24 protein-coding genes, 1 pseudogene and 1 other annotated feature are annotated in these 26,930 nt (G+C 42.4%); of the genes and pseudogenes, 22 read left to right on the top strand and 3 right to left on the bottom strand.

Annotated elements, in window-relative coordinates; genetic code table 11:
- Nucleotides 1–402: 402 nt before the first annotated feature.
- The 9 genes from WKT11_RS04800 to WKT11_RS04760 all read left to right on the top strand — a co-directional run bounded on the left by WKT11_RS04800 (nt 403) and on the right by WKT11_RS04760 (nt 10,491).
- Nucleotides 403–957 (top strand): hypothetical protein, encoded by a 555-nt coding sequence (locus tag WKT11_RS04800; RefSeq protein WP_117674328.1) that lies wholly within the window; start codon nt 403–405, stop codon nt 955–957.
- A complete protein-coding gene (locus WKT11_RS04795; RefSeq protein ID WP_117674329.1) occupies nt 954–1,187 on the top strand; it encodes a hypothetical protein in 234 nt (77 codons plus the stop codon). Before WKT11_RS04800 ends, WKT11_RS04795 begins: the two co-directional genes overlap by 4 nt.
- 14 nt (nt 1,188–1,201) lie before the next feature.
- Complete coding sequence (locus tag WKT11_RS04790) at nt 1,202–1,603, top strand: protein-export chaperone SecB (protein WP_117674330.1); 402 nt, start codon at nt 1,202–1,204, stop codon at nt 1,601–1,603.
- A gap of 612 nt (nt 1,604–2,215) precedes the next feature.
- Nucleotides 2,216–4,180 carry an electron transport complex subunit RsxC gene (gene rsxC / locus WKT11_RS04785; protein WP_117674331.1) on the top strand — a complete coding sequence of 655 codons (1,965 nt, stop codon included), beginning with the start codon at nt 2,216–2,218 and terminating at the stop codon, nt 4,178–4,180.
- 1 nt (nt 4,181) lies between these two features.
- Complete coding sequence (locus WKT11_RS04780) at nt 4,182–4,802, top strand: methylenetetrahydrofolate reductase C-terminal domain-containing protein (RefSeq protein WP_117844161.1); 621 nt, start codon at nt 4,182–4,184, stop codon at nt 4,800–4,802.
- A 188-nt stretch (nt 4,803–4,990) separates the two neighbouring features.
- Nucleotides 4,991–5,869, top strand: coding sequence for a methylenetetrahydrofolate reductase (locus tag WKT11_RS04775; RefSeq protein WP_117674333.1), 879 nt, complete (start codon nt 4,991–4,993; stop codon nt 5,867–5,869).
- 378 nt (nt 5,870–6,247) lie between these two features.
- Nucleotides 6,248–6,453, top strand: a binding site (T-box leader).
- A 181-nt stretch (nt 6,454–6,634) separates the two neighbouring features.
- On the top strand, nt 6,635–8,596 hold the full coding sequence (thrS, locus tag WKT11_RS04770; RefSeq protein ID WP_117844160.1) for a threonine--tRNA ligase: 1,962 nt from the start codon (nt 6,635–6,637) through the stop codon (nt 8,594–8,596).
- 322 nt (nt 8,597–8,918) lie between these two features.
- Nucleotides 8,919–9,974: a histidinol-phosphate transaminase gene (gene hisC / locus WKT11_RS04765; protein WP_340282897.1), complete on the top strand. Its 1,056-nt coding sequence runs from the start codon at nt 8,919–8,921 to the stop codon at nt 9,972–9,974.
- Nucleotides 9,975–9,990: 16 nt separating this feature from the next.
- On the top strand, nt 9,991–10,491 hold the full coding sequence (locus WKT11_RS04760; protein ID WP_118247038.1) for a COG2426 family protein: 501 nt from the start codon (nt 9,991–9,993) through the stop codon (nt 10,489–10,491).
- 307 nt (nt 10,492–10,798) lie between these two features.
- Here WKT11_RS04760 and WKT11_RS04755 read toward each other — a convergent pair.
- Both WKT11_RS04755 and WKT11_RS04750 read right to left on the bottom strand, forming a co-directional pair.
- Nucleotides 10,799–11,398, bottom strand: a pseudogene (locus WKT11_RS04755) (type IV pilus twitching motility protein PilT); the annotation flags it as partial.
- A gap of 16 nt (nt 11,399–11,414) precedes the next feature.
- A complete protein-coding gene (locus WKT11_RS04750; protein WP_242986664.1) occupies nt 11,415–11,651 on the bottom strand; it encodes a hypothetical protein in 237 nt (78 codons plus the stop codon).
- Nucleotides 11,652–12,266: 615 nt separating this feature from the next.
- Here WKT11_RS04750 and rho point away from each other — a divergent pair.
- The 12 genes from rho to WKT11_RS04690 all read left to right on the top strand — a co-directional run bounded on the left by rho (nt 12,267) and on the right by WKT11_RS04690 (nt 26,557).
- Nucleotides 12,267–13,847, top strand: a complete 1,581-nt coding sequence (gene rho, locus WKT11_RS04745) for a transcription termination factor Rho (RefSeq protein WP_117674337.1) — start codon at nt 12,267–12,269, stop codon at nt 13,845–13,847.
- A 221-nt stretch (nt 13,848–14,068) separates the two neighbouring features.
- Nucleotides 14,069–14,272 carry a 50S ribosomal protein L31 gene (gene rpmE / locus WKT11_RS04740; RefSeq protein WP_020993628.1) on the top strand — a complete coding sequence of 68 codons (204 nt, stop codon included), beginning with the start codon at nt 14,069–14,071 and terminating at the stop codon, nt 14,270–14,272.
- Between the two features lie 162 nt (nt 14,273–14,434).
- Complete coding sequence (locus WKT11_RS04735) at nt 14,435–15,457, top strand: DUF1385 domain-containing protein (RefSeq protein WP_117674338.1); 1,023 nt, start codon at nt 14,435–14,437, stop codon at nt 15,455–15,457.
- 236 nt (nt 15,458–15,693) lie between these two features.
- Complete coding sequence (locus WKT11_RS04730; protein ID WP_117674339.1) at nt 15,694–16,731, top strand: N5-glutamine methyltransferase family protein; 1,038 nt, start codon at nt 15,694–15,696, stop codon at nt 16,729–16,731.
- Nucleotides 16,724–17,800, top strand: a complete 1,077-nt coding sequence (gene prfA / locus WKT11_RS04725; RefSeq protein WP_117674340.1) for a peptide chain release factor 1 — start codon at nt 16,724–16,726, stop codon at nt 17,798–17,800. The genes WKT11_RS04730 and prfA overlap by 8 nt, the downstream gene beginning before the upstream one ends.
- A gap of 35 nt (nt 17,801–17,835) precedes the next feature.
- Nucleotides 17,836–18,753 carry a nucleotidyltransferase family protein gene (locus tag WKT11_RS04720; RefSeq protein ID WP_117674341.1) on the top strand — a complete coding sequence of 306 codons (918 nt, stop codon included), beginning with the start codon at nt 17,836–17,838 and terminating at the stop codon, nt 18,751–18,753.
- Nucleotides 18,754–18,837: 84 nt separating this feature from the next.
- Complete coding sequence (gene glmM, locus WKT11_RS04715) at nt 18,838–20,184, top strand: phosphoglucosamine mutase (protein WP_117674342.1); 1,347 nt, start codon at nt 18,838–18,840, stop codon at nt 20,182–20,184.
- Nucleotides 20,185–20,204: 20 nt separating this feature from the next.
- Nucleotides 20,205–21,293, top strand: a complete 1,089-nt coding sequence (locus tag WKT11_RS04710) for a tetratricopeptide repeat protein (protein WP_117674343.1) — start codon at nt 20,205–20,207, stop codon at nt 21,291–21,293.
- A 9-nt stretch (nt 21,294–21,302) separates the two neighbouring features.
- Nucleotides 21,303–22,538, top strand: coding sequence for a GTPase HflX (hflX, locus tag WKT11_RS04705; protein WP_117674344.1), 1,236 nt, complete (start codon nt 21,303–21,305; stop codon nt 22,536–22,538).
- Between the two features lie 284 nt (nt 22,539–22,822).
- On the top strand, nt 22,823–25,201 hold the full coding sequence (locus WKT11_RS04700; RefSeq protein ID WP_117674345.1) for a ribonucleoside triphosphate reductase: 2,379 nt from the start codon (nt 22,823–22,825) through the stop codon (nt 25,199–25,201).
- Nucleotides 25,202–25,320: 119 nt separating this feature from the next.
- Nucleotides 25,321–25,749: an amino acid-binding protein gene (locus WKT11_RS04695; RefSeq protein ID WP_117674346.1), complete on the top strand. Its 429-nt coding sequence runs from the start codon at nt 25,321–25,323 to the stop codon at nt 25,747–25,749.
- Between the two features lie 373 nt (nt 25,750–26,122).
- A complete protein-coding gene (locus WKT11_RS04690; protein ID WP_117674347.1) occupies nt 26,123–26,557 on the top strand; it encodes an RrF2 family transcriptional regulator in 435 nt (144 codons plus the stop codon).
- Between the two features lie 111 nt (nt 26,558–26,668).
- Here the strand turns inward: WKT11_RS04690 and WKT11_RS04685 are convergent, their stop codons facing one another.
- On the bottom strand, nt 26,669–26,827 hold the full coding sequence (locus tag WKT11_RS04685) for a DUF6783 domain-containing protein (RefSeq protein WP_334295133.1): 159 nt from the start codon (nt 26,825–26,827) through the stop codon (nt 26,669–26,671).
- Between WKT11_RS04685 and WKT11_RS04680 the strand changes: the two genes are divergently transcribed.
- Nucleotides 26,759–26,929: a DUF6783 domain-containing protein gene (locus WKT11_RS04680; RefSeq protein ID WP_334295132.1), complete on the top strand. Its 171-nt coding sequence runs from the start codon at nt 26,759–26,761 to the stop codon at nt 26,927–26,929. The two genes, WKT11_RS04685 and WKT11_RS04680, sit on opposite strands and share 69 nt — an antisense overlap.
- The last annotated feature ends 1 nt before the right edge of the window (nt 26,930 follow it).

Raw genomic sequence — 26,930 nt, 5'->3', positions numbered from 1 at the left:
AAAGCAGAGCTAAAAGATCTATAAAAGAATTATAAAATCGGAAATAGAGTGGAAAGAGAAGAAAAAAGCCAGAGAAAATTTGGCAGGAAATAATAGTGTAAGTTTGTTGACAAAAGAGATAAGAGGACATATGCTCACTGAGAGTGGAGAGAATCCTGAATTATATGGCAGGAGAATGCGGGACTATCTTATAGATAAAATATATGAATAAGGAATACTAGAAAAAAGATTTGTACAGGGTGATTTGTTTTCTGATTTATGATATACTGGAGTCATGGGATAGTAACTATGTAAGCCATTTACCTTTCTGTGGTGAATAGCAGGATTCTGAAAAAAGATAGAATAAACAAGATTAAATTATATAGGACAAGTATTAATTTATCTGTTTTGTGGGAAATATAAATGAAAATTATAGGATATCATAATACAGAAAGTGATAATGTTGAGGATATTATCACTAATGGATTCAAATATAGAAAAAATGAGAAACATTGGCTTGGTCAAGGAATATATTTTTTTGATAATTTGGATATGGCTTTCAGGAATATTGATATGTTAGACCATGAAAAAGACATTAAAACGATAGTTGCTGAGATTAATGTTACAGATAGTGAATTTTTAAATTTGGATGAAGTTAAAAATTTGAATGAATTTCGTAAATTCTGCAGTCAGCTATATCAAAAAATGGAAAAAGAGGGGATTGAATTAGTTATAAAAGGAAAATCTAAAAATGTTGCCTTATTAACATATAGATGTTTTTTCTTGGATTTATTTAAAGAAGAAAAAGGGTATAAGGTTGTATCAAAGACATTTGCAAAAGATAACCCCCAATATGCAGAAAAAGTAATTGGATTTGAAAAATATTTTGGATTACCGTTTCTTGAGACATATATATGTGTGTCCGGAAATGAATATATCATAAATAAAGAAGTAATAGAAAGGGAGTGGCTAGTATGAGAAAACAGTTGTTTGAAGAATTAGCTAAATTTTACGGTATAGAAATTCAGTATGATTCACAGAAGGGTGGATTATATTATGCTGATTCAGATAATATAATAAAAAAAATTGATACAGTTTTTGAAGAGGAACTTTTTATTCCTTATGAGGAAACAATAAGTGTGGAGAAGTGCTTTTCTTTTGATAAATTTAGTATAGTAGCCGACAATTGTATCCCTGAAGCAGCATAAGGAGAGCGTAATTAATGAAAGGTATCGAAAATAAAAAAAGCAGTCTTCAACTTGAAAAGATAATAGTTGAAGATTTATCGTTTAAAAGAATTAACAATGAGAAAAGCAAAATAGATAATAATTCCGAAATTTCTTTTTCTAAACAATTGAATCAAATAGATGAAAGTTTGTATAAAGTTACAGTTGGTGTTCATATCAATTCTAATGATGTATGTAATATAAAAGTTACAATGGCCGGTTTCTTTAGGGTGGAAGTGGATTCAGCAATAGGGAAAAGTTTGCTGTTAACTAATACGGTTGCAATATTGTTTCCATATATTAGAAGTCAGTTAACACTGTTAACATCTCAACCAGGATTTGATTCTGTAATCTTACCTGTAATGAATATAAATGCCTTGTTTGCTGGTGAAGAATAGGGCGCAAAACAGAATGTCAAAACCGTCCAAATTTGGAGCAATATACTGTGACAAACCGTATATTTAAGGAGGCACACTCATGGCAAGACAAAATCAGGAAACAATCACAACGTTTGGAGAGGTTCTGCATTCTTTCTGTATATTCCATTTAAGTAGTGCATCTTTTCCGGAAATTCAGAGCACCTAAATCCGATATTATAGAGCGGATATTTCCGCTCTATAGTGCAATCGCCTATAATACCTTTGGTCAGACCTTATGAAGTACAACTAAAAAGAATAAATTAGCTCTAAAAGATCTATAAAAATGCAAGAGTCCCCATGAATGAAAAAACGCCATAAAAGAAAGGTGAAATTGGATTATCATAAAAATATGTTCTCCAAAAGGGTAAATTACTGATTGATAGATGAATTATTGAAAAATTATAAAATAATTTTATAAAAACAGCCAATAAAACTGGATAATCTACCCATTTTGTGGTACATTTAATAAGTAATACTTACGAACTTATTTATCTGGTTTTATTGGTTCTTTTTTTGAGTGCAGAGAAGGAGGGAACGGATAAGAGCGGATAACCATAAGGATATAATCTTAATCATAAGGAAGGTGAGCAATTGGAAAACTATACTAAGTACAAGCTGAAAAGCAGTGATGAACTTTCATCAGTGCTGAGCGGTAAGGACAATTTGTTCGTAATTGCCTGTAATAAGTGTTTCAAGGAATTTGAGACAGTTGACGAACCGGATTGCGATGAGTTCCTGAAATTTGCCGCAGCAGAGGGAAAAACTGTCACAGGTAGTGCGAAAGTTGATTTCTTATGTAACAAGATGCACACAGAGAGAAAATTACAGGATCTGATACCGGAAGGTACAGAGAATGTAGTAGTGATCTCCTGTGGTCTTGGTATTCAGACAGTTGCAGATCTGGCTGGTAAGCCGGTTGTTGCAGCAAGCAATACTCTGAATTACAGAGGACATCATGGCATGGCACTTACAAAGAAGAGCTGTGACGCATGTGCACAGTGCTATCTGAATATTACCGGAGGTGTCTGTCCTATCGTCGACTGTTCTAAGAGTCTTGTCAACGGACAGTGCGGCGGAGCTAAGAATGGCAAATGTGAAGTAGATCCGAATAAAGACTGTGCATGGGAGAAGATTTATCAGAGACTGGCAAAACAGGGCCGTCTCGAGGAATTCCTTAATCAGCCGGTACAGGTTCGTGATTTCTCTAAAGTTAATTTCAAAGTGATCAACGATTATGTGAAATCAATCAGAGACGATAGACTGAATGGATATTATGGTGGTGTTCATCCGTCAGAGCGCAAGGAATTAAGCGAGCATATCGCACTTAAGAGATTCCCTGAGCCGAAGACACTCGTAATCTCCATGTCACAGCATCTGGGCGCACCGGCGAACCCGATCGTTCAGGTAGGTGACACTGTCAAAGTCGGACAGAAGATTGGTGAAGCTGCCGGATTTATCAGTGCTCCGGTACATTCCAGCGTAAGCGGAACCGTAGTTGCTGTTGAGCCTCGTATGCATGGCACAAGAGGCAGTGAAGTGATGGCTGTTGTTATTGAATCGGATGGAAAAGATACTCTGCACGAATCCGTACAGCCACATGGTGATCTCGACAGCCTGACTCCGGATGAGATTATCGACATCATCCGTGAAGCAGGAATCGTTGGTATGGGTGGCGCAGGTTTCCCGACATGTGTCAAACTGAAACCGGCGAAACCGGTTGATACCATTCTCCTCAACGGATGTGAGTGTGAGCCGCTTCTTACAGCTGACCACAGAGTTCTCCTTGAGTTTGCAGATGACATCATCTTTGGTCTGAAAGCAATCCTTAAGACAACAGGTGCCGAGAAGGGTATCATCGTTATCGAGGATAACAAGCCGGATGCCATCGAATTAATGCAGGAAAAAGTTGCCAATATCGGAAATATGGAAGTATTTGTTGCAAGAACCAAATACCCGCAGGGCGCTGAGAAAACTCTCATCAAGCGCGTTATGGGCAGAAAGGTTCCAAGCGGCGGTCTCCCGGCAGATGTTGGTGTTGTAGTAGATAATATCAGTACCGTAAAAGCAATCTCCGATGCGATCCAGAAAGGTATGCCTCTGGTTGAGCGTGTTGCAACTGTAACAGGTGAGAAGATTAAGAACCCGGGCAACTTTATCATCAAGATCGGTACCAGCGTAAAAGAGCTGATCGATTACTGTGGTGGATTTACAGATGATGATGTACTTGTTAAGATGGGGGGACCTATGATGGGATTCCCTCTGAGTACTCTGGAAGTTCCTATGATGAAGGGCTCCAACGGTATTATCGCGATCGATACAGACGAGACGAAAGAGCAGCCATGTATCAAGTGTGGACGTTGTGTGGATGTATGTCCGATGGAACTTTCTCCACTGTATTTCGTGAAATATGCGAAGGAAGAGAACTGGCAGGCTATGAAAGACATGAGCGTTATGGATTGTGTTGAGTGCAGATGCTGTCAGTATATCTGTTCTTCCAAGATTCCGATCATTAACAGTATCAAAGCCGGAAAAAATGCAGTAAGGGGGATGAAGTAATATGTTAATAACCCAGTTAAAAGCAAAAGAAACTATCACATCACTGACAGCTGGAAAGAAAGTTTTCATCATTAACTGCCATGGATGTAAAGAAGTTCGTTTTCCGGAAAAAGAAGCTGTCGAACTTCAGAAGGAGCTCTCCGCTGAAGGAAATGTGACAGGAATTATGACAACGGATTATATCTGTAATCCGGAAAATATGCAGTTACGTCTTAAGAAACATATGGATAAGATCAAAGAGTCTGATCTTGTTTTAGTATTCTCCTGCGGTGTTGGTGTACAGACCATTTCAGAATATCTGGATGACAAGAAAGTATGCGCAGCCTGCGATACATATCCGGTACCTGGTTTCCAGGGCGTGACACCGTTAGAGTATAAATGTGATCAGTGTGGTGAGTGTTATCTGAACCTTACCGGCGGAATCTGCCCGATCACAGCATGTTCCAAGAGTCTTGTAAACGGCCAGTGCGGCGGTTCCAAGAATGGCAAATGCGAAGTGGACAGCGATATGGAATGTGGATGGGAGCGCATCTACAGACGTCTGAAAGAGATCGGACGCCTTGATCTGCTGAAATGCCCGACACAGATTCATAATTTCGCAACAGATGATGATGTGAAATAATATAGAAGCATAAGTTACGATACTGTTCACTTAGAATTGCAGCGCGGATTTATATACAGGGCATAAGGCCGGAATATTTGAGCATTGTATGAGTAGTGCAGATATGCTTTGTAGTTATGTTTTGTGGAATGTATATAAATGGAGTGGACAGTATTCAAGATTAATTATATTGATTGGAGTAATGTACAATGAAAATGAAAGAATTATTCGATCGTGGTGAATTTGTAGTTTCTGCAGAGGTGGGACCGCCAAAAGGAATCCATGTGGATGAGCTGGTAGAAGAAGCCAAAACTTATCTCAAAGATGTTCATGCAGTTAACGTAACAGATAACCAGTCTTCTGTTATGCGTCTTGGATCTCTTGCTATGTGTAAGGTTCTTAAGGATGCCGGTATGGATCCGATTTTCCAGCTTGCATGCCGTGACAGAAACCGTATCGCTCTGGAATCTGACCTTTTAAGTGCAGCAATGCTTGGTATTGAGAATATTCTCTGCCTGACAGGTGACCATACAAAGATGGGTGACCACCCACAGGCAAAACCGGTATTTGACCTTGATTCCGTATCCCTTCTTCACACAGTGAAGCTTCTGGAATCCGGTGTAGACCTTGGCGGAAATGAACTGGTTGGTGAGCCGCCTAAATTCTCCAAAGGTGCTGTTGTATCTCCATGCAGCGACTCCGTTGATGCGCAGCTTGCAAAGATGGAAAGAAAAGTTGCAGCAGGTGCAGATTACTTCCAGACACAGGCTGTATTTGAACCGGAGAAATTCATCAAATTCATGGAGAAAGCAAAACAGTTCGGAAAACCGGTACAGGTTGGTATCATCATTCCGAAATCCGCTGGAATGGCTAAATTCATGAACAACAACGTTGCCGGTATCCACGTTCCGGATGAGATGATCGAGGAACTCAAAGCCGACAAAGAAAAGACAAAAGCAGGTATCACAGGTGTTGAGATCGCCGCACGTATCATCAAAGAGTGCAAGCCATACTGTCAGGGTGTACATATCATGGCACTTGGCTGGGAATCTAAGATCCCGGATCTGCTGAAACTGGCTGAGATCTGATTTTTACGAGGAAATTAGCCGAATCTGTTATCTGGTATAGGACCAGATAGCGAAAGCGGATTACAAATATCCGCCAGACATTGAGATTATAAGGTAATTGAACTGAGATATATCATAAAAAGTACATGAGGAGCTGCCCTGTTCACATATGAAAATGTATGTGGACGGGCAGCTTTTTGTATTATATCTTTATTGTTCACTTTGTTTGCAGCAAGACGCTTTGTAATGTAAAAATATGAATCTCTTTGTGCAAAACCTAAGGAGTATTGTATATCACGGAATCGTGAGAACAGTAATTTTTAGTGTAATTTTTAGCATTTTCATGATTGACAAATTTATTCTTCAAGTTTATAATAGGCGGCAGAAAAGATAAGAAAGACCAACACGCTGAAGAGAAGAGTACGCTGAGAAACGTTACAGAGAGAAATGCATTTTGGTGCAAGCATTTTATCGCGAACCAGCCGAAGACCACCTCTGAGTGACTTTAATACAGTCCGGTGATTCCGTTACCATCAAATGAAGTGGTTCTGATAAGACAGAACAATCGGGGTGGAACCGCGAGTATATGATATCTCGTCCCCTACAGTATTTAACCGTACTGTAGGGGACTTTTTTTATTTCTTTCTTTTGCCCCTTTGCAGTACAAAAGCACCGGCAGAAATTTTTTAAGAAATTCTGCTATATATTTCGGATTGGCATGCTGTACTATAAGTCAGTGTGCATCTGAAAAATATAAAAACAAATTATAAAAAGGAGATAATGACCATGATCGTAACATTAAAAGACGGCTCAAAAAAAGAATACGCCGAAGCTAAATCAGTAATCGACATCGCTTACGACATCAGCGAGGGACTTGCACGTGCAGCCTGTGCAGGAGAAGTAAACGGAGAAGTTGTTGACTTAAGAACAGTTCTTGACAGTGACTGCGAATTAAACATCCTCACAGCCAAAGATGAGAAGGGACTTGCAGTTCTTCGTCATACAGCATCTCACGTACTTGCTCAGGCAGTACAGACCTTATATCCGGATGCAAAGGTTGCTATCGGACCTTCTATCGATACAGGATTCTACTATGATTTCGACTGTCCTCCATTTTCCCGTGATGACCTGGATGCAATCGAAAAAGAAATGAAGAAGATCATCAAAAAAGGCGCAAAAATCGAGCGTTTCACAAAATCAAGAGAAGACGCCATTGCATACTTCAAAGAGAAAAACGAGCCATATAAAGTAGAACTCGTGGAAGACCTTCCGGATGGAGCAGAAATCTCCTTCTATTCTCAGGGAGACTGGACAGATCTCTGTGCAGGACCTCACCTTATGAGCGTAAAAGGCGTAAAAGCATTCAAGCTTCTCTCTTCTTCCAGCGCTTACTGGAGAGGCAGCGAAAAGAACGCAATGCTGACACGTATCTACGGAACAGCTTATGCTTCCAAAGATGAACTGAAAGAGCATCTTGAGCAGATGGAAGAAGCAAAGAGACGTGACCACAACAAACTTGGCCGTGAGATGAAAATCTTTACAACTGTAGATGTAATCGGACAGGGACTTCCGCTTATCATGCCAAACGGTGTCATCATCATGCAGGAACTTCAGCGTTGGATTGAAGACGAAGAGACAAAACGTGGCTATGTAAGAACTAAAACTCCATTAATGGCTAAGAGTGATCTTTACAAGATTTCCGGTCACTGGGATCATTACAAAGACGGTATGTTCGTCCTCGGAGATGAAGAAACAGATAAAGAAGTATTTGCACTTCGTCCAATGACATGCCCATTCCAGTACTATGTATACAAAGCTGAACAGCACAGCTACCGTGACCTGCCACTTCGTTACGGTGAAACATCTACTCTGTTCCGTAACGAGGATTCCGGCGAAATGCATGGTCTGACACGTGTACGTCAGTTTACGATTTCTGAAGGACATCTGATTGTAAGACCAGACCAGATGGTGAAAGAGTTCAAAGACTGTATTGCACTTGCTCAGTACTGTCTGCAGGTTCTCGGCGTAGAAGAAGATGTAACTTACCATCTTTCCAAATGGGATCCGAATAACAGAGAAAAATATATTGGTGAACCGGAAGTATGGGAAGAGACAGAGGGCCATATCCGCCAGATGCTTGAAGAGCTGAATATTCCATTTACAGAGGATGTCGGAGAAGCTGCATTCTACGGACCTAAGGTTGATATCAACGCCAAGAACGTATACGGAAAAGAAGACACAATGATCACAATCCAGTGGGATGCTCTTCTTGCTGAACAGTTCGATATGTACTATATCGACGAAAACGGCGAAAAACAGCGTCCATACATCATCCATCGTACATCCATGGGATGTTATGAGAGAACACTGGCATGGCTGATTGAGAAATATGCAGGTATGTTCCCGACATGGCTTTGCCCGGAACAGGTTCGTGTCGTTCCGATTTCCGAGAAATTTCACGACTATGCTGCCAAAGTTGAAGCACAGTTAAAAGAAAACGGAATCCGCTGCTCCGTTGACCAGCGTTCCGAAAAGATGGGCTACAAGATCCGTGAAGCACGTCTTGCAAGAGTTCCATATATGCTCATCGTTGGTGCTAAAGAGGAAGAAGAAGGCAAAGTTTCTGTAAGAAGCCGTTACCTTGGCGATGAAGGAACGAAAGAACTTGACGACTTCCTTGCAGCAATCAAAGAAGAAATCAAGAATAAGACTATCCGTAAGATTGAAGTTCAGGAAGAGAATAAATAATTTGTAACTACAAGCATTGTATTGTTACGAAGAGGAAAGCAGGGACTAAAAACAGCCCCTGCTCTTTCTTATTATTGTTAATTTCAAGTATCGGGGCATACTCATTAGATGGTGTAAAATGCCAGCGTAAACGTGACTTTATTGAGCGTGAATATGCTTAAAAGACAAGATATTCGGTACGGCTTTACATCAAATATAATTGACAAATAGTTTGAGGATGCTTACAATAGCAGATAAGCGGTCTCTGCCGGATTGCAGTAGTGCATAAACAAAATCGAATTTGACAGAGCAGAGCGAATCAAGCAGGAAAGGAATTAGACAAATGAGCAATTGGGAAGCAAACGTCCGTAAAGTAATACCATATACACCAGGTGAGCAGCCAAACCAGCCGGATATGATCAAATTAAATACAAATGAGAACCCATATCCTCCGGCACCTGGAGTGGAGAAGGCACTTAAGGGTATGAATACCGATACCATGAGACTTTATCCGGATCCGACAGCGGGAAATCTGGTACATGCGATCGCACAGAATTACCATCTGAAAGATGAGCAGGTTTTTGTGGGAGTAGGATCTGATGATGTTCTTGCCATGAGTTTTCTGACATTCTTTAACTCAGAGAAGCCGGTTCTTTTTCCTGATATTACCTATTCTTTCTATGACGTATGGGCAGATCTGTTCCGTATTCCATATGAAAGACCGGCTCTGGATGAGAACTTTCATATAAAGAAGGAAGACTATTTCAAAGAAAACGGCGGAATCGTTTTCCCGAACCCAAATGCACCGACGGGTGTGGAAATGCCATTAGAGGATGTGGAAGATATCATCCGTCATAATACGGATGTCATTGTCATTGTGGATGAAGCATATGTGGATTTCGGCGGTCAGTCAGCACTTCCGTTGATTGAGAAATACGACAACCTTCTGGTTGTGCAGACATTCTCCAAATCACGTTCCATGGCAGGTATGAGAATTGGCTTTGCATGCGGAAATGAGAAACTGATCAAATTCCTGAACGATGTGAAGTATTCTTTCAATTCCTACACGATGGACCGTACAGCACTTGCAGCGGGTGTGGCAGCAGTGGAGGACAAGGAATACTTTGAGGAAACATGTAATAAAATCATAGAGACGAGAGAATGGACAAAGAAAGAATTAAAGGCGCTGGGATTCTCCTTCCAGGATTCCAAGTCTAACTTTATCTTTGCCACTCATGCAACCTGTCCGGCAGCGGAGCTTTTCGAAGCACTGAGAGAGCAGCATATTTATGTCCGCTATTTCCCAAAGGACAGAATTGATAACTTCCTTCGTATCACGATTGGAACAAAGGAAGAAATGCAGAAGTTTATTGATTTTCTGAAGGATTATCTGAAATAAAATTTAGGAGGTTTTAATGGAAGCACTGGTACATTGGTTCTCGCAGAATCTGTCACAATATATTTCGCCGGAGGGCGCGGTTTTTCTTATTTCCATGATTCCGCTTCTGGAACTCAGAGGAGGGCTTTTGGCAGCGTCTCTTCTGAAGATTTCTGCGGCAAAGGCGATTCCATTATGTATTGTGGGAAATATCATTCCGATTCCGTTTATCTTGTTATTTATCAAGCAGATTTTCAAAGTGCTGAAAAAGACAAAGATTTTCAGAGGATTGATCATAAAATTGGAAGACCGTGCGATGAGAAAAAGTGATCAGGTGAAGAAATACGAATTCTGGGGCCTGATGCTGTTTGTGGGAATCCCTCTTCCGGGAACAGGAGCATGGACCGGATCACTGATCGCGTCACTTCTGGAGATTGATATTAAGAAATCATCTCTGGCGATTCTTTGTGGAATCATTATGGCAACGGTGATTATGTATATCGTTTCTTACGGCTTAGTGGGAAATATGGTACATTAACCGAATCAGGCAAGTCCGTCGCTAAGCCCTTTCTGATAAACTGCAAAGCTGTTATTCGATATAGAGTCACGTAGTGGATGATTTTATCTGCCTGATTAAAAAAGTAGTTCAACTGTTTATAGCAATCCTCGTAAATAATGCATTTAAGACAGTTCAGCAGAGTGCGAAAGACAAGGAAGATATCTGCAGGCGTGCTGACGCACGGCAAAGATATCTGACGCAGGATTTCACACTCTGATGGGCTGGATTAAGATGCATTATTTTAGAGGATTGCTATAGTTTAACAGAAGAACTACTTTTTGTTTTTTTACAGTAATTTACGTTTCAGCATATCCGCATTGGAAGCAAATTTCAATGCGGTTTCTTTTGTTATTTTTTTCTGTTTGTAAAGTTCCAGAAGGCTCTGATCCATGGAGCGCATATGCTCATGCGCCGAGGAGGCGATAACCCCATCAATCTGATGTACTTTGTTATCGCGGATCATATTTCTGATCGCCGGATTGAGGCGCATAACCTCGAAGACAGGAATCGTATGTCCATTCACATCCGGGACAAGCTGCTGGGAAATAACAGCCTGCAGTACCATGGACAGCTGGATGGAAATCTGTCTCTGCTGGGCTGGTTCGAATACATCTACGATACGACCGATCGTGTTTGCTGCTCCGGTGGTGTGAAGACTGGAGAGAACGAGATGTCCTGTCTCGGCAGCAGTCATGGCAGTCTGAATCGTCTCGTAATCACGCATTTCACCAAGGAGAATCACATCCGGGCTCTGGCGCAGGGTAGCACGCAGGGAAACCAGATAACTCTCCGTATCCGTGCAGATTTCTCGCTGACTGACGATGCATTTGTCATGCCGGTGCAGGTACTCAAGCGGATCTTCCAACGTAATGATATGTCCTTCACGAGAGTGATGCCTCCTGTTAACGTGTAAACTGAACGCTGTAATTATCATCGTCCCCTATGTATTGCTGAATAGTTTCTTCATCCTGACTGTTGGAATCGAAAGTCGGATCCATGCGCGACCAGGAGTCACCGCTGAATTCAACAGCTTTATCAACCCATCCTTTGGAGCGGATATAGACATTGATCCAGGCATGCTTAACGGTGCCGGCATATCCAATCTGTAGTTTGTAGGGAATGTCACGTGCTCTGAGCATGGCTGTGGTCAGGGCAGCATAGTCAAAACAGATTCCTTTTTGGATTTCAGGGTTGCATCCACATCGGGCAGGTAACCGGCCTCGACATTGTCGGCCAGATCATAATCGTAGGTAAGATTCCGGACTACATAGTTGTAAACTTCCAGTGTATCTGCGAAGAGAGCGGCGTACTGGGAACCGTCAATCTGCTGATAACAGCATACCTGGTAAGTGCCGCTTCTGGCGGAAAATCGAAACAGGAACTTTTTTGACGTTAAAATTGTCTTGCCAGGAAATACGTTTTGGAATAATATAGTATTGTCAGAATCGTAGAAGATGTGCTAAGATAAATGTGAATATTGTGGCTTTGGACGCTGCCATAATCTGGTTACTGTGCACAGAGTGAACAGTAACATAATCTGATATTCATGTCGTTTCGGACAGATTATCCCATTAACTGTTATAGAAAAAGAATGTAGAACAACATCCATAAGAAACACTATTAAGAAAAATTGCGAAGAAACATTAATAAGTAACATTGTTAAGAAAGACCATTAAGATACATAAGAATTTGAAAAAACCAATCAAAATAATTGTGACTATTAATTTTTGGATAAAAAGGCAGAGGATTATTTTATGAGAGAAAAGTATGAATCATTATCACTGGCAACTTTAAAAGAATTGGCAAAGGCCAGAGGGTTAAAAGGGGTTTCTGCATTAAGAAAACCAGAGTTGATCGAGAGAATGCTTCACGAAGATGAACTGGAGAATGCTTCAAAATCACAGGAAACAATGCAGGAAAAGCCGCAGCAAGAAAATATTTCCGACAGTGCGGGCGTAAATGAAGAACCACAGCAGTATGCCAGACCGCAGCAGTACATCAGACCACAGCCGTATATCAGACAGCAAGACCGCCAGCCGGAGCGCATGCAGGATAGAAATCAGGAACGCCAGGATCGTCAGCCGGAACGTGCACAGGACAGAAATCAGGAGCGTCAGGAACGCCAGTTTGAGCGTGTACAGGACAGAAATCAGGAGCGCATGCAGGAAAGACCGCAGTATCATGCTCCATCAGAGACAGCGCAGCTTGACAGCGGAGAACGCGCAGATGGAATCCTGGAGGTACTTCCGGACGGATATGGGTTTATCCGCTGTGAGAATTATATGCCGGGAGAAAATGATATTTATGTATCACCTTCCCAGATCCGCAGATTTAACCTGAAAACAGGAGACATTATCAAAGGAAATATCCGTATTAAGACACAGGGTGAGAAGTTCAGCGCCCTTTTATATGTCACTTCCATCAATGGATTCCATCCAAGTGAAGGTCAGAAACGATATAATTTCGAGGACATGACGCCGATTTTTCCAAACGAGAGACTTAAAATGGAAAGACCGGGTGGAACAGTTGCGATGAGAATCGTGGATCTGATCAGCCCTATCGGTAAAGGCCAGAGAGGTATGATCGTATCTCCTCCGAAAGCAGGTAAGACAACTCTTTTAAAAGACGTTGCCAAATCGATTCTGCGAAATAATCCGGACATGCACCTGATCATTCTTCTGATCGATGAACGTCCTGAAGAGGTTACGGATATCAAAGAGGCGATTCGTGGTGATAATGTAGAAGTTATTTATTCTACATTTGATGAACTGCCAGAACATCACAAACGTGTATCTGAGATGGTTGTAGAGCGTGCGCGCCGTCTGGTAGAGCACAAAAAGGATGTTACGATCCTGCTTGACTCTATCACAAGACTTGCAAGAGCATACAACCTGATCATCCCGCCAAGCGGAAGAACCCTTTCAGGTGGTCTTGACCCGGCGGCACTTCATATGCCTAAGAGATTTTTTGGCGCTGCGAGAAATATGAGAGAGGGCGGAAGTCTTACGATTCTTGCGACAGCTCTGGTAGATACAGGAAGTAAGATGGATGATGTAATCTATGAAGAATTCAAGGGAACCGGTAATATGGAACTCGTTCTCGACCGTAAATTACAGGAAAAACGAGTATTCCCGGCTATTGACATTCAGAAATCCGGTACGAGAAGGGAAGACTTGCTTCTGTCCAGAGAAGAGCAGGAAGCCGTATACATTATGCGAAAAGCTCTCAACGGTATGAAGTCTGAAGATGCAGTCGAGCAGATTCTGAATATGTTTGCACGCACCAAAAATAATGAAGAGTTTGTACAGACAGTCAAGAAGCAGAAATTTATTTAGAAAGCGGATGATTTTATCCGATTGACCAGTTTCATGCAAAAACACTTCGCGGGATATTATCAGTGAACAGTAACTACAAAATTTCTAAAAAATATATTAAATAAATTTTAAAATATCTTGCATTCTACAGGACAATATGTTATACTCATAAAGCTGTTTAATAGTAAATTCGTCAAATGAATACGAATAGAAAATAGAATCTTTACAGAGAGGTGAAAATCATGAGAGAAGGAATCCATCCTAATTATTATCAGGCAACTGTAACCTGCAACTGTGGAAACACATTCGTAACAGGATCTACAAAACAGGACATCCACGTAGAAATCTGCTCTAAATGTCATCCATTCTATACAGGTCAGCAGAAAGCAGCTCAGGCTCGTGGACGTATCGATAAGTTCAATAAGAAATACGGCCTGAACAAATAATCAGAATATAGTAGAAATTGAGAAGGTTGAGGTTGGGAAATCTCAACCTTTCTTGTTTTCTGGAGAAGTTGTAAAAGAGTTACGCTTCATTTAGAAGTCTGGTAGCGCGAAAGTTTCTCTGAAATAAGAAAAGCCTTCTTAAATTTCTTTCGGGAGAGAAGAATGAGATCATCAAATATCGGTGGTCAGGCTGTAATGGAAGGTATTATGATGCGTCATAAAGACAAATATTCCATTGCTGTCCGCAGACCAGACAATGAGATTGAATTAAAAGTAGAAGACTACAGATCTGTACTGGGAAATGCGAAATTTCTTAAGTACCCATTGATCCGTGGTGTGGTCAGCTTCATTGATTCCCTTGTAGTCGGCACGAAGTGCCTGATGTACTCTGCCGAGATTGCGGGAGATGAAGAGGATGAAGAAGAGGCAAAAGCAAACGCAGCACTTTCCGAGGAAGAGCGCGAGGCGAAGAAAGAAAAGGAAGATAAGCAGTTTAAATGGCTGTTATATGTGACAGTTGCGATTTCAATTGTAGTATCGATTGCGGCATTTATGTTACTGCCATATGCGCTTGCAAGTCTTTGCAGGAAAGTCGGTGCTTCAGAGTTCGTAGTTACCGTAGTGGAGGCATTTGTGAAACTGGCATTATTTATGGGATACATGCTTCTGATTTCCAGAATGAAGGATATTCAGAGAACTTTCATGTATCACGGCGCAGAACACAAATGTATTAACTGCGTGGAACATGGACTGCCGCTTACCGTAGAGAATGTCATGGCAAGTTCCAGACAGCATAAACGCTGCGGAACAAGCTTTCTGTTTCTGGTTATGCTTGTCAGCATTTTCCTGCATTTTATTTTTGTACTGGTTCCGGTTTACTGGGTGAGACTCTTCGGAAGACTCCTCATGGTGCCGGTCGTTGCCGGAATTTCATTTGAGATCATCCAGTGGGCAGGCAGATCAGACAGCAAGATCGCTGATTTCTTCAGCAAACCAGGTCTGGCAATGCAGAAACTGACAACCAAGGAACCGACAGCAGATATGGCAGAAGTTGCAATCAAAGCTGTTGAGGCAGTCTTTGACTGGAGAGCATACCTGAAAGAAGAGTTTGGCGTTGAGGTTGAACCTGAAAATGTATCTGGGAATACAGTTTCAGAAAATGCTGCTCAGAAAAAAGCAGAGTGAGAAATAATATAAATTCGTTACTGTTCACTCCGTTCTCAGTAACGCAGCCAAAATTCATTCCAGATTGCCTGCGGCAATGGAATTTTGGCTTGTATGTCTCGGGATTTTGGCATATCCATGCCAAAACACCTCGCGGGATAGTGGAGTGTGAACAGTAACATAAATTCTGTATATTATAAGGAACAGTGCCAATAATGATTGAAATATTTGAACAATAAAGAGAAAGGTATGACTCCATGAGCAGTGAAACTCTGACAGGGTTATTAAAAAAAGGACAGAATATCCTTGCGAAGGCAGGGATTGGGGAAGCCGGGCTGGATGCCTGGCTCCTTCTGGAATATACAACAGGAAAAAGCCGGGCGTATTATTTTGCACACGGAGAAGAGAATGTCTCAGAAGAGACTGCTGATCAATATCTGAAACTGATTGGCAGACGTGCTGAGCACATACCGCTGCAGCATCTGACGCATCAGGCTTTTTTTATGGGATATGAATTTTATGTAAATGAAAACGTGCTGGTGCCGAGACAGGACACGGAAACTCTGGTGGAAGCAGCACTTGAATGTGCGAAGACAGCAGAAGCCGACAAAGAGCTGCATATACTGGACATGTGTACAGGATCAGGCTGTATCCTGATAAGCATTCTGAAAGAAATGCCAAAGGCCTGTGGAACAGGCGTGGATCTGTCAGAACTGGCACTGGAAGTGGCAGAGCGAAATGCCCGGACACTGGAGGTGGCTGACAGAGCTGAGTTTATACAGGGTGATCTGTTTTCTTCTGCTTTTTTTAAGGAGAGGCAGGAATGTATACAAAATGGTTCAGATACAGATAAAGTGCAGGCAGTGAATTCTGAAATGCAAAACATAGTACATGAAGCGGGCGTTTCGGAAAAAGATATAATAAAATATGCTGAACATAAAAATAGCAATGGAAATCATAGCATAGCTTATGATATGATTATATCAAATCCGCCATATATTCCTACCGCAGAGATTGAAGGGCTGATGGAAGAAGTGAGGCTTCATGATCCGCGAATGGCTCTGGATGGCCTGGAGGATGGTCTTTATTTCTACAGGACCATCACCAGACAGGCAAAGAATTATCTTGCCCCGGGTGGCTGGCTCTTATATGAGATCGGATGCAGCCAGGGAGAAGATGTGGCTGACCTTTTACGAAAAGAAGGCTATGAAGATATTGAGATAAGGCAGGACCTTTGCGGGCTGGACCGCGTGGTTCTTGGACGAAAGAAACTACAGGAGGAGAAATATGTTTGATAAATTAGACGATCTGCTCATTCGCTTTGAAGAAGTGCTTAATGAGCTTGGAGAGCCTGGTGTTACAGATAATCAGGAGCATTTTCAGAAGCTGATGAAGGAACAGAGTGACCTGCAGCCAATCGTAGATGCTTACCGCGAGTATAAGAAGAATAAAGAGACGATTCAGGATAGTCTTTCCATGCTTGAGGAGGAGAAGGACGAAGATATGCGTGAGATGCTCAAGGAAGAGTTATCTGATGCGAAGAAGAATGTAGAGGAACTGGAACATGAACTTAAGATCCTGCTTCTGCCGAAGGACCCGAATGATAACAAGAACGTTATCGTTGAGATTCGTGCAGGTGCCGGTGGAGACGAGGCAGCTCTTTTTGCAGCGGAGATTTACCGTATGTATGTAAAATACGCAGAATCCCGCCGCTGGAAAACAGAGATGATGAGTCTTAATGAGAACGGAATCGGTGGTTTCAAGGAAGTAACATTCATGATCACAGGTGCGGGTGCATATTCCAGACTGAAATATGAGAGCGGTGTGCATCGTGTACAGCGAGTTCCGGAGACAGAATCCGGCGGACGTATCCATACCTCTACCTGTACAGTTGCGATCATGCCGGAAGCGGAGGAAATCGACTTCCATCTGGATATGAATGACTGTAAATTTGACGTATTCCGTGCATCAGGAAATGGTGGACAGTGTGTCAATACTACAGACTCTGCGGTACGTCTGACTCATATTCCGACAGGAATCGTTATCTCCTGTCAGGATGAGAAGTCACAGCTTAAGAACAAGGATAAGGCGCTGAAAGTCCTGCGTTCCCGTCTGTATGAGATGGAACTTGCGAAACAGCATGACGCTGAGGCTGAGGCAAGAAGAAGCCAGATCGGGACAGGTGACCGTTCCGAGAAGATCAGAACTTATAACTTCCCACAGGGACGTGTGACCGATCATAGAATCAAACTGACACTGCACAGACTTGAGAATATTTTAAATGGTGACCTGGATGAGATTATTGACAGTCTGATCGCGGCAGATCAGGCAGCTAAATTAAGTAACCTGCAGGATGAAGAATAGATTTTGGGGAGAAGGTAAACAGGAGGAAAATATTTATGCAGAAAACAGCACTTGTAATTATGGCGGCAGGAATCGGAAGTCGTTTTGGAAAGGGAATCAAACAGCTTGCGCCGGTAGGACCGTGCGGAGAGATTATCATGGACTATTCTATCCATGATGCACTGGAAGCTGGATTTAACAAAGTAGTATTTATCATCCGCAAGGATCTGGAAGAAGAATTCCGCAAAGTGATCGGTGAGCGTATCGAGAAGATCACAGAAGTAGAATATGTATTCCAGGAACTTGATGATCTGCCGGAAGGCTTCACCAAACCAGCTGACCGCACGAAACCATGGGGAACCGGCCAGGCCGTACTTGCTGCAAAGAAAGTACTGGATGAGCCATTTATCGTAATCAATGCAGATGACTACTATGGAAAGGAAGCCTATATAAAAGTTCATGATTACCTTATTCAGGAACAGCCAAAAGACGGCAGGATTCATATCTGCATGGCAGGTTTCAGACTTGGCAACACATTAAGTGATAACGGAAGTGTTACAAGAGGAATCTGCAACATTGAGAATGGACAGCTTACAGGTGTGGATGAAACACATGATATATTTAAGACTGCTGATGGCGCTGAGGCAAGAAATGCAGATGGAAGCGTACGAAAACTTGATGTAAAGGATCTGGTTTCCATGAACATGTGGGGTCTGACCCCGGACTTTATGGAAATCCTTGAGAAGGGTTTCGTAGAATTCTTAAGCAGCCTGGCTCCGGATGATATTAAGAAAGAATATCTGCTTCCAATTCTGGTAGATCAGCTGATCAAGAACGGCAGCGCCAGCGTGGATGTCCTGGAGACAAAGGATACCTGGTTTGGCGTAACTTATCAGGAAGATAAAGAAGCAGTGATGGAAGCATTTAAAAATCTCACAGATGCAGGTGTATATCCGCAGGGACTTTATAAATAAAAGAGTAACTGCAATGGCAGAGGGCTGAATAGTTGTAAAAAAGATAAATGTATACAACTGTGTAAGTGAAAGGAGAGTTATATTATGGGAAAATATTTTGGAACAGATGGATTTCGAGGAGAAGCTAATGTCAAACTGACAGTAGACCATGCGTTTAAAGTAGGACGTTATGTAGGCTGGTATTACGGAAGAGACCATAAGGCCAAGATCGTAATCGGTAAAGATACAAGAAGAAGCAGCTATATGTTCGAGTATGCACTTGTTGCAGGTCTGACTGCATCCGGTGCAGATGCATATCTTCTTCATGTAACGACTACTCCGAGTGTTTCCTATGCAGTACGTACAGAGGATTTTGACTGTGGAATCATGATCTCTGCAAGCCACAATCCATTTTATGATAATGGAATCAAGCTCCTTAACGGCAATGGACAGAAGATTGAAGCAGAGGTAGAGGCAAGAATCGAGGCATATCTTGATGGTCTGATCGAGGATCTCCCTCTGGCAACGAAAGAGGATATCGGACGTACCGTAGACTTTGCTTCCGGAAGAAACCGTTATATCGGACATCTGATTTCTATCCCAAGCCGTGATTTTAAGGGAATCAAGGTAGGTCTTGACTGTGCAAACGGAAGTTCTTCCGCTATCGCAAAGAGTGTATTTGATGCACTTCAGGCAAAGACTTATGTGATCAATAATCAGCCGGATGGTACAAATATCAATACGAACTGCGGTTCTACTCATATTGAAGTACTTCAGAAATATGTGGTGGATAATGGCCTGGATATCGGTTTTGCCTATGATGGTGATGCTGACCGCTGTATCGCAGTCGATCACAAAGGAAATGTGATTGATGGTGATAAGATCATGTATGTATGTGGAAAATATCTCAAAGAGCAGGGAAGACTAAATGGCAACACGGTAGTAACAACTGTTATGTCAAACCTTGGTCTGTATAAATCTCTGGAAAGAGAAGGCATGAAGTATGAGCAGACTGCCGTAGGTGATAAATATGTTGCCGAGAATATGATGGAGAATGATTACAGTCTTGGCGGTGAGCAGTCCGGACATATCATTTTCAGCCGTTATGCCGCAACGGGTGATGGAATCCTTACTTCTCTGATGGTGATGGAGGCATGTGTAGAGAAGAAAGCAACTCTGTGTGATCTCGCAAAAGAGATGAAAGTTTATCCACAGCTTCTGAGAAATGTGCGCGTAGCAGATAAAAAGACGGCAAGAGAGAATCAAAATGTGGTTAAAGTTGTAAATGAAGTTGCCAAGAGTCTTGGCAGCGATGGACGTATCCTTGTACGTGAGAGTGGTACAGAGCCACTGATCCGTGTTATGGTGGAAGCCGGAACTGATGAGATCTGCCGCGAGAATGTTGAGCGAGTAGTGAAAGTAATGGAAGCAGAAGGTCTGATCGTTGACTGATCTGCAGGCAAAGGAATTGCATGAATAACATAAAAACAGGATTGTTTCTGGCTGCAGCCTGTCTGAGTCTTACACTCTTGACAGGCTGCAGTGCAGAAAGTACGAAGAATTATAAGCAGGCAGCCCAGGATCTGGAAGATGGAAATTATGAGGTTGCACTGGAAGAATATGAGGCTGCGATATCTGCAGGTGTGAAGCCTGCCCAGTCATACAGGGGAGCAGGAGTGGCTCAGCTGAAACTGGGAAATTATGATGAGGCGGTAACATATTTTAGCAATGCCCTTGACTGTGACAAAGTTGGCAAGGCATTAAGGAAAGATATCCTTTCTTACAGGGCGGCGGCTTATCTGAAACTGAAAGAATATGAAGAGGCAATGGCAGACTGTCAGGCGCTGGCGGAATCTTACAATATGGATGCTGATCTGTATTTTCTGACAGGTGAGACTGCATTGGCTATGGATTCTTATGAAGAAGCTTCCTCTAATTTCGAGCAGGCATATGGCGAGGATGCGACCTATGACAGAGCACTCCAGATTTATGGAGCATATCTGGACAAGGATATGGAAGCAGACGGAACCCGTTATCTGGAAGCGGCATTATCCGGAAATGCGAAGAATGCGCAGGATCACTGTGACAGAGGCCGTGTTTATTATTACATGGATGATTATGAAAACGCGACAGCTGAGCTGAAACAGGCCATAGACGGTGATAATACAGAAGCTCTGGCACTTCTTGGAATGGTATACATGGATCAGGGAGACAGCGCGAATGCGAGGACAATGTTCCAGCAGTATGTATCACAGGCTGAGAATGGGGCAAAAGGATTCAACGGGCTTGCATTATGCGATATAGAGGACGGAGATTACGACAGTGCTCTTTCTAATATATCAAGTGGAATCCATGTGGCAGATGCAGAAGATATGCAGAGTCTGCTGTTTAATGAGATTGCTGTATATGAGAAGAAGCTGGACTTCCAGACTGCGCTGCAGAAAGCGAACGAATATCTGGGACTGTATCCGGATGATAAGACAGTGAAAAAAGAGCTGGCTTTTCTGAAGACCCGTGTAAGTGGGGAAGATAGCAGTGCTGATTCACAATTGTCTGATTAAGGAGATGTTATGGAAGAATTTGGAAAGCTGGAGGAACGGGTAGTTCTTGTAGGGGTTCAGACAGGTGATAACGACAACGTAGAGGAATCACTGGATGAGCTGGAAGAGCTTGCCTCAACTGCAGGAGCTGTCACAGTAGGTAAGATCATACAAAATCGCGAAGCAGTGCATCCGGGAACCTATATCGGTAAAGGTAAGATCGAGGAAGTGCGTGCGTTGGTGTATGCCATGGATGCGACTGGTATTATCTGTGATGATGAACTTTCTCCTGCACAGTTAAATAACCTGGAGCGTGAGCTCGACTGCAAGGTAATGGACAGAACATTGCTGATTCTGGATATCTTTGCGGCACGCGCTATCACCAGTGAAGGTAAGATTCAGGTAGAGCTTGCACAGCTCCGCTACAGAGCGGCACGTTTGGTTGGTTTGAGAGAATCTCTTTCCCGTCTGGGCGGAGGAATCGGAACGAGAGGTCCTGGTGAGAAGAAACTGGAGACAGACCGACGCCTGATCCGTACCAGAATTTCTGCACTGAAACAGGAACTGTCTCAGGTAGAGAAGCACAGAGAGCTGATTCGTTCCAGTCGTGCGAGAGGCAATATGAAGACTGCTGCAATCGTGGGATATACGAATGCAGGAAAGTCTACACTGTTAAATAAACTGACAGGTTCTGATGTCCTGTCCGAAGATAAATTGTTTGCAACACTGGACCCGACGACCAGACTGCTCAATCTGAAAGATGGGCAGCAGATTCTGCTGACGGATACGGTAGGATTTATTCATAAACTGCCGCATCATCTGGTAGAGGCATTCAAGAGTACACTGGAAGAGGCGAAATATGCGGATTACATTATCCACGTTGTGGATTCCTCGAATCCGCAGGCTGAGATGCAGATGCATGTTGTATATGAGACACTACGCGAGCTTGGCGTGATGGGAAAGAAGATCATCACACTTTTTAACAAGCAGGATGCGCCTGGCGCTTCTGTGCTGAGAGATTTTAAGTCTGATTATACGCTGAAGATTTCTGCAAAGACAGGAGAGGGACTGGATGATCTCAATGACCTGCTGGAGAAGCTTCTGGCAGAAGAACAGATTTATGTAGAGCGCCTTTTCCCATACAGCGAAGCAGGAAAGATTCAGCTTATACGTGAGTATGGCCAGCTGATCTCGGAAGAATACACAGATGAGGGAATCGCTGTGAAGGCCAGAGTGCCGAAGGAAATTTATCCTAAAGTTGTGTAAATATATTCTGGAATGAGCTTTTCGGGATGAAACTTTTGAATTTGGCATAAAAGCAATAAACCGACGTATGCGCTTCAATAGAATAAAAAATTTAAAAACCTGAAAAACACCATATATTGTACTTTTTCGAGAGATAGGGAACATTATGTGGTGTTTTTGCGTGTTGACGAAAGATAGATACTCTGATACAATAAACCTACAGCGTTTGCCGGGAACGGAGTGAACGGTAAACGGCAAGTGTCCGTAACAGGACATATGAACAAGAGAAAATGGGGGCAATAGTTATGTTTCAGGTAGTAAAACGTGACGGCGAGATGGACGAATTTAAAATTGGCAAGATTACAGCCGCAATCCATAAAGCCTTTGATGCGAAAGAGAAAAATTATAGCGAAGAGATGATCGATCTCTTAGGGCTGCGTGTTACTTCTGATTTTCAGGACAAAATCACAGATAATAAGATTACAGTAGAGGAGATTCAGGACAGCGTAGAGAACGTACTGATCCAGGCAGGTTATTCAGATGTGGCCAAGGCATATATTCTTTATCGTAAGCAGAGAGAGAAAGTCCGCAATATGAAGTCAACGATTCTTGACTACAAAGAAATCGTAAACAGCTATGTTAAAGTTGAGGACTGGCGTGTAAAAGAGAACTCTACCGTTACTTATTCTGTCGGTGGTCTGATCTTAAGCAACTCCGGTGCAGTTACTGCTAACTACTGGCTGTCTGAGATTTATGACAATGAGATTGCAGAGGCGCACAGAAATGCAGATATTCATATCCACGATTTGTCCATGCTGACCGGATATTGTGCAGGATGGTCACTGAAGCAGCTGATTCAGGAGGGACTTGGCGGAATCGAAGGTAAGATCACATCTTCACCGGCGAAGCATTTAAGCGTTCTTTGTAACCAGATGGTCAACTTCCTTGGAATCATGCAGAATGAGTGGGCCGGTGCACAGGCATTCTCTTCTTTTGATACGTATCTTGCACCGTTTGTTAAAGCAGACAATTTAAGCTATCCGGAAGTGAAGAAGTGCATTGAATCCTTTATTTATGGAGTAAATACTCCAAGCAGATGGGGAACACAGGCACCGTTCTCCAATATCACACTGGACTGGACCGTACCGGATGACCTTGCAGAGCTTCCTGCTATCGTGGGCGGTAAGAATATGGACTTCAAGTACAAAGACTGTAAGAAAGAGATGGACATGATCAATAAGGCATTTATCGAGACAATGATCGAGGGTGATGCCAACGGACGCGGATTCCAGTATCCGATTCCGACTTATTCCATTACGAAAGAGTTTGACTGGTCTGATACAGAGAATAACCGTCTGCTCTTTGAGATGACATCCAAATATGGAACACCATATTTCTCAAACTATATCAACAGTGATATGAAACCAAGCGATATCCGAAGCATGTGCTGCCGTCTGCGTCTGGACTTAAGAGAACTGCGTAAGAAGAGCGGTGGATTCTTTGGATCAGGAGAGAGTACCGGATCTGTCGGCGTTGTAACAATCAATATGCCGCGTATCGCATACCTTTCCAGGACACCTGAGGAATTTTATAACCGTCTGGATCGTCTGATGGATATTTCCGCACGTTCTCTTCATATCAAGAGAGAAGTCATTGGTAAACTGCTGGATGAGGGATTATATCCATACACAAAGAGATACCTGGGAAGCTTTTCCAATCATTTCTCAACGATTGGTCTGGTAGGAATGAATGAAGTTGGATTGAATGCACGTTGGTTAGGCGGAGATATGTCCGACGAGAACACCCGGAAATTTACAAAAGAAGTTCTGCTTCATATGAGAGAACGTCTCTCCGATTATCAGGAGAAATACGAGGGCGAGCTTTTCAACCTGGAGGCAACACCTGCGGAATCTACCGCATATCGTCTGGCAAAACACGACAGAAAGCGCTGGCCGGACATCAAGACTGCCGGAAAGAAAGGAGATACTCCTTACTATACAAACAGTTCTCATCTTCCGGTTGAGTATACGACAGATATCTTTGATGCACTGGATATTCAGGATGAACTGCAGACATTGTATACATCAGGAACTGTATTCCATGCATTTATCGGTGAGAAGCTTCCTGACTGGAAGGCAGCAGCCGCACTGGTGCGTAAGATTGCAGAGAATTATAAACTGCCGTATTACACCATTTCCCCGACATATTCGGTATGTAAGGAACATGGATATATCAGTGGTGAGCATTTCACCTGTCCGACATGTGGCAAGAAGGCAGAAGTTTACAGCCGTATCACCGGATATTACAGACCGGTACAGAACTGGAATGACGGTAAGGCTCAGGAATATAAGAACCGTACACTCTATGATGTGATGCATTCCGATATCAAGAAAATGCAGCCGGTACACACAAGCATGGTTACCATGACAAAAGATGATGTGAAGATTGAGCCGGTGACATCACATAAATATTTGTTTACAACAAGCACCTGCCCGAACTGTAAGATGGCAAAGAAGATGCTCGAGGGCGAAGAACTGGAGATCATCGACGCGGAGAAGAATCCGGAGATGGCAAAGGAATTCGGAATCATGCAGGCACCGACGCTGGTTATCACGGATGGTGAGCATATGACGAAGTATGTAAATGCGTCTAATATTCAGAGATATGTGGATGAAGAGATGTAAACACCAGAGTGTGTTTGAAAAAATCATTCCGGCAATCTGCACGCCCCGCCTTGAAATAAGAAAATTTATTGATGCCTTATGCAGGGGAAGTAGAGTAAGAATGAGAGGAAGAAATCAATATGATAAAACAGAACATTGTATTTGTAGAAAATAAAGCAGGAAGTCTTAAGAGAGTGACGGGCCTGCTTGCCAATAATAACATTAACATTTATGGTTTTGCATGCTTCGATGCACCGGAATTTGCAATCTTCCGTATGATCTGTGACGATCCGGATAAGGCAGAGATTATTTTAAATCAGAGCGGATATATGAACCGTATCACACAGGCAATCGTAGTAGATATGAAGGATCAGGTAGGCGGTCTGGATGAACTTCTGAAAATTATGGCAGACAGCAATGTAAGTCTTGACTACATCTACACTTCTTTCCACAGAAAAGACCTCAGACCAGTAGTGATCCTTCATTCCGAGGATATCACAGTGACAGAGAGCGTACTTAAGAATAATGGATTTAAGGTATTTTCAGCAGCAGACGAACTGGAGAAGTAAGAGACAGCAGATATTATGGCAAGTCAATAAAATACTGCATTATTTATGGATTTACTATAATTACAGAGAAGGATGAGAATCACAGGGCTTGTTGTTGAGTCCTGTGATTTTTTGACTGTAAAGAATAATAACAATGTCATGGGATTTTGGCATATTATTATGACAAAAAGTATCATAAAATAGCAGCATGTGAACAGCAGCCTATATTCCGCTATATTCATATAGGAAATAAAAATATATCTTGACTAAATAACTAGGAATACTATATAATTGGAAGAAGATAATAATAGATAAAAGTTTCTATAAATATAATGCCGGGTTAGAGTAAGATTTCAGATACCCGGGAAATATAAAATCAGGAGGGTTTTGGAATATGCAGATATCTACTAAAGGAAGATATGCGTTAAGACTGATGCTGGACCTTGCTGTGCATAACACAGGTGAGCTGGTCAAGATTAAAGACATTGCTGCAAGACAGGGTATTTCCGAGAAATATCTGGAGCAGATTATTTCATCATTAAAGAAAGCAGGATACGTTAAGAGTTTAAGAGGAGCCCAGGGCGGTTATATGCTCGCCAGAGAGCCTAAGACTTACACTGTAGGCACTATCCTGCGCCTGACAGAGGGCAGCATGAAACCGGTAGCCTGTCTGGAAGATGAACCAAACCAATGCAGCAAAGCCGGAGAGTGTGTAACACTCCGCTTATGGAAGATGCTGGATGAGGCAATGGAGAGTGTACTGGATAAAGTAACACTCCAGGATCTCAAAGACTGGTATGAACAGATGGGAAATGACTACGTGATCTGATTTCTGCTTCTTGCAGCATCTGCATTGGTTATCACGACGGTAGTGGTAAGAAAGAGAAAAAATAAATAACGGATCTGAGTTATTACACCGATAGATGTATAAAGCAGATTATCAACAGCCCTGCGATTTGAAAGTGCAATCGCGGGGCTGTTTTGACATCAAACATGTTCTGGAGTGTGTTTGAAAAATCATTCCTGCAATCTGTGCGCCCCACTTTGCGGTATATTTTGCCTTCTTTCGGTTGGCGTAGCCCGCTACGCCGCCCTCAATCAGACAAAATCTCCCACAAATTGTGACGCACATCTTGTAGAAAGCCTTTTTCAAACACACTCTAAGGATATGCACCGGGAAATTTTTGAATTTACCCCTTGAC

Source organism: Blautia sp. HCN-1074, assembly GCF_037890165.1.
Lineage (GTDB): Bacteria > Bacillota > Clostridia > Lachnospirales > Lachnospiraceae > Blautia_A.
The sequence above is the reverse complement of the archived record's forward strand: the minus strand, read 5'-3'. Positions and strand labels throughout refer to the sequence as shown.

Coding starts and splice junctions, on each gene's coding strand:
- WKT11_RS04800 (WP_117674328.1), top strand. CDS start 403: ATGAAAATTATAGGATATCATAATACAGAAAGTGATAATGTTGAGGAT.
- rpmE (WP_020993628.1), top strand. CDS start 14,069: ATGAGAGAAGGAATCCATCCTAATTATTATCAGGCAACTGTAACCTGC.
- WKT11_RS04690 (WP_117674347.1), top strand. CDS start 26,123: ATGCAGATATCTACTAAAGGAAGATATGCGTTAAGACTGATGCTGGAC.
- WKT11_RS04750 (WP_242986664.1), bottom strand. CDS start 11,651: ATGCTCAGAGCACGTGACATTCCCTACAAACTACAGATTGGATATGCC.
- WKT11_RS04790 (WP_117674330.1), top strand. CDS start 1,202: ATGAAAGGTATCGAAAATAAAAAAAGCAGTCTTCAACTTGAAAAGATA.
- prfA (WP_117674340.1), top strand. CDS start 16,724: ATGTTTGATAAATTAGACGATCTGCTCATTCGCTTTGAAGAAGTGCTT.
- thrS (WP_117844160.1), top strand. CDS start 6,635: ATGATCGTAACATTAAAAGACGGCTCAAAAAAAGAATACGCCGAAGCT.
- WKT11_RS04775 (WP_117674333.1), top strand. CDS start 4,991: ATGAAAATGAAAGAATTATTCGATCGTGGTGAATTTGTAGTTTCTGCA.
- WKT11_RS04735 (WP_117674338.1), top strand. CDS start 14,435: ATGAGATCATCAAATATCGGTGGTCAGGCTGTAATGGAAGGTATTATG.
- hisC (WP_340282897.1), top strand. CDS start 8,919: ATGAGCAATTGGGAAGCAAACGTCCGTAAAGTAATACCATATACACCA.
- hflX (WP_117674344.1), top strand. CDS start 21,303: ATGGAAGAATTTGGAAAGCTGGAGGAACGGGTAGTTCTTGTAGGGGTT.
- rho (WP_117674337.1), top strand. CDS start 12,267: ATGAGAGAAAAGTATGAATCATTATCACTGGCAACTTTAAAAGAATTG.
- WKT11_RS04710 (WP_117674343.1), top strand. CDS start 20,205: ATGAATAACATAAAAACAGGATTGTTTCTGGCTGCAGCCTGTCTGAGT.
- WKT11_RS04795 (WP_117674329.1), top strand. CDS start 954: ATGAGAAAACAGTTGTTTGAAGAATTAGCTAAATTTTACGGTATAGAA.
- WKT11_RS04695 (WP_117674346.1), top strand. CDS start 25,321: ATGATAAAACAGAACATTGTATTTGTAGAAAATAAAGCAGGAAGTCTT.
- WKT11_RS04760 (WP_118247038.1), top strand. CDS start 9,991: ATGGAAGCACTGGTACATTGGTTCTCGCAGAATCTGTCACAATATATT.
- WKT11_RS04780 (WP_117844161.1), top strand. CDS start 4,182: ATGTTAATAACCCAGTTAAAAGCAAAAGAAACTATCACATCACTGACA.
- glmM (WP_117674342.1), top strand. CDS start 18,838: ATGGGAAAATATTTTGGAACAGATGGATTTCGAGGAGAAGCTAATGTC.
- WKT11_RS04730 (WP_117674339.1), top strand. CDS start 15,694: ATGAGCAGTGAAACTCTGACAGGGTTATTAAAAAAAGGACAGAATATC.
- WKT11_RS04720 (WP_117674341.1), top strand. CDS start 17,836: ATGCAGAAAACAGCACTTGTAATTATGGCGGCAGGAATCGGAAGTCGT.
- WKT11_RS04700 (WP_117674345.1), top strand. CDS start 22,823: ATGTTTCAGGTAGTAAAACGTGACGGCGAGATGGACGAATTTAAAATT.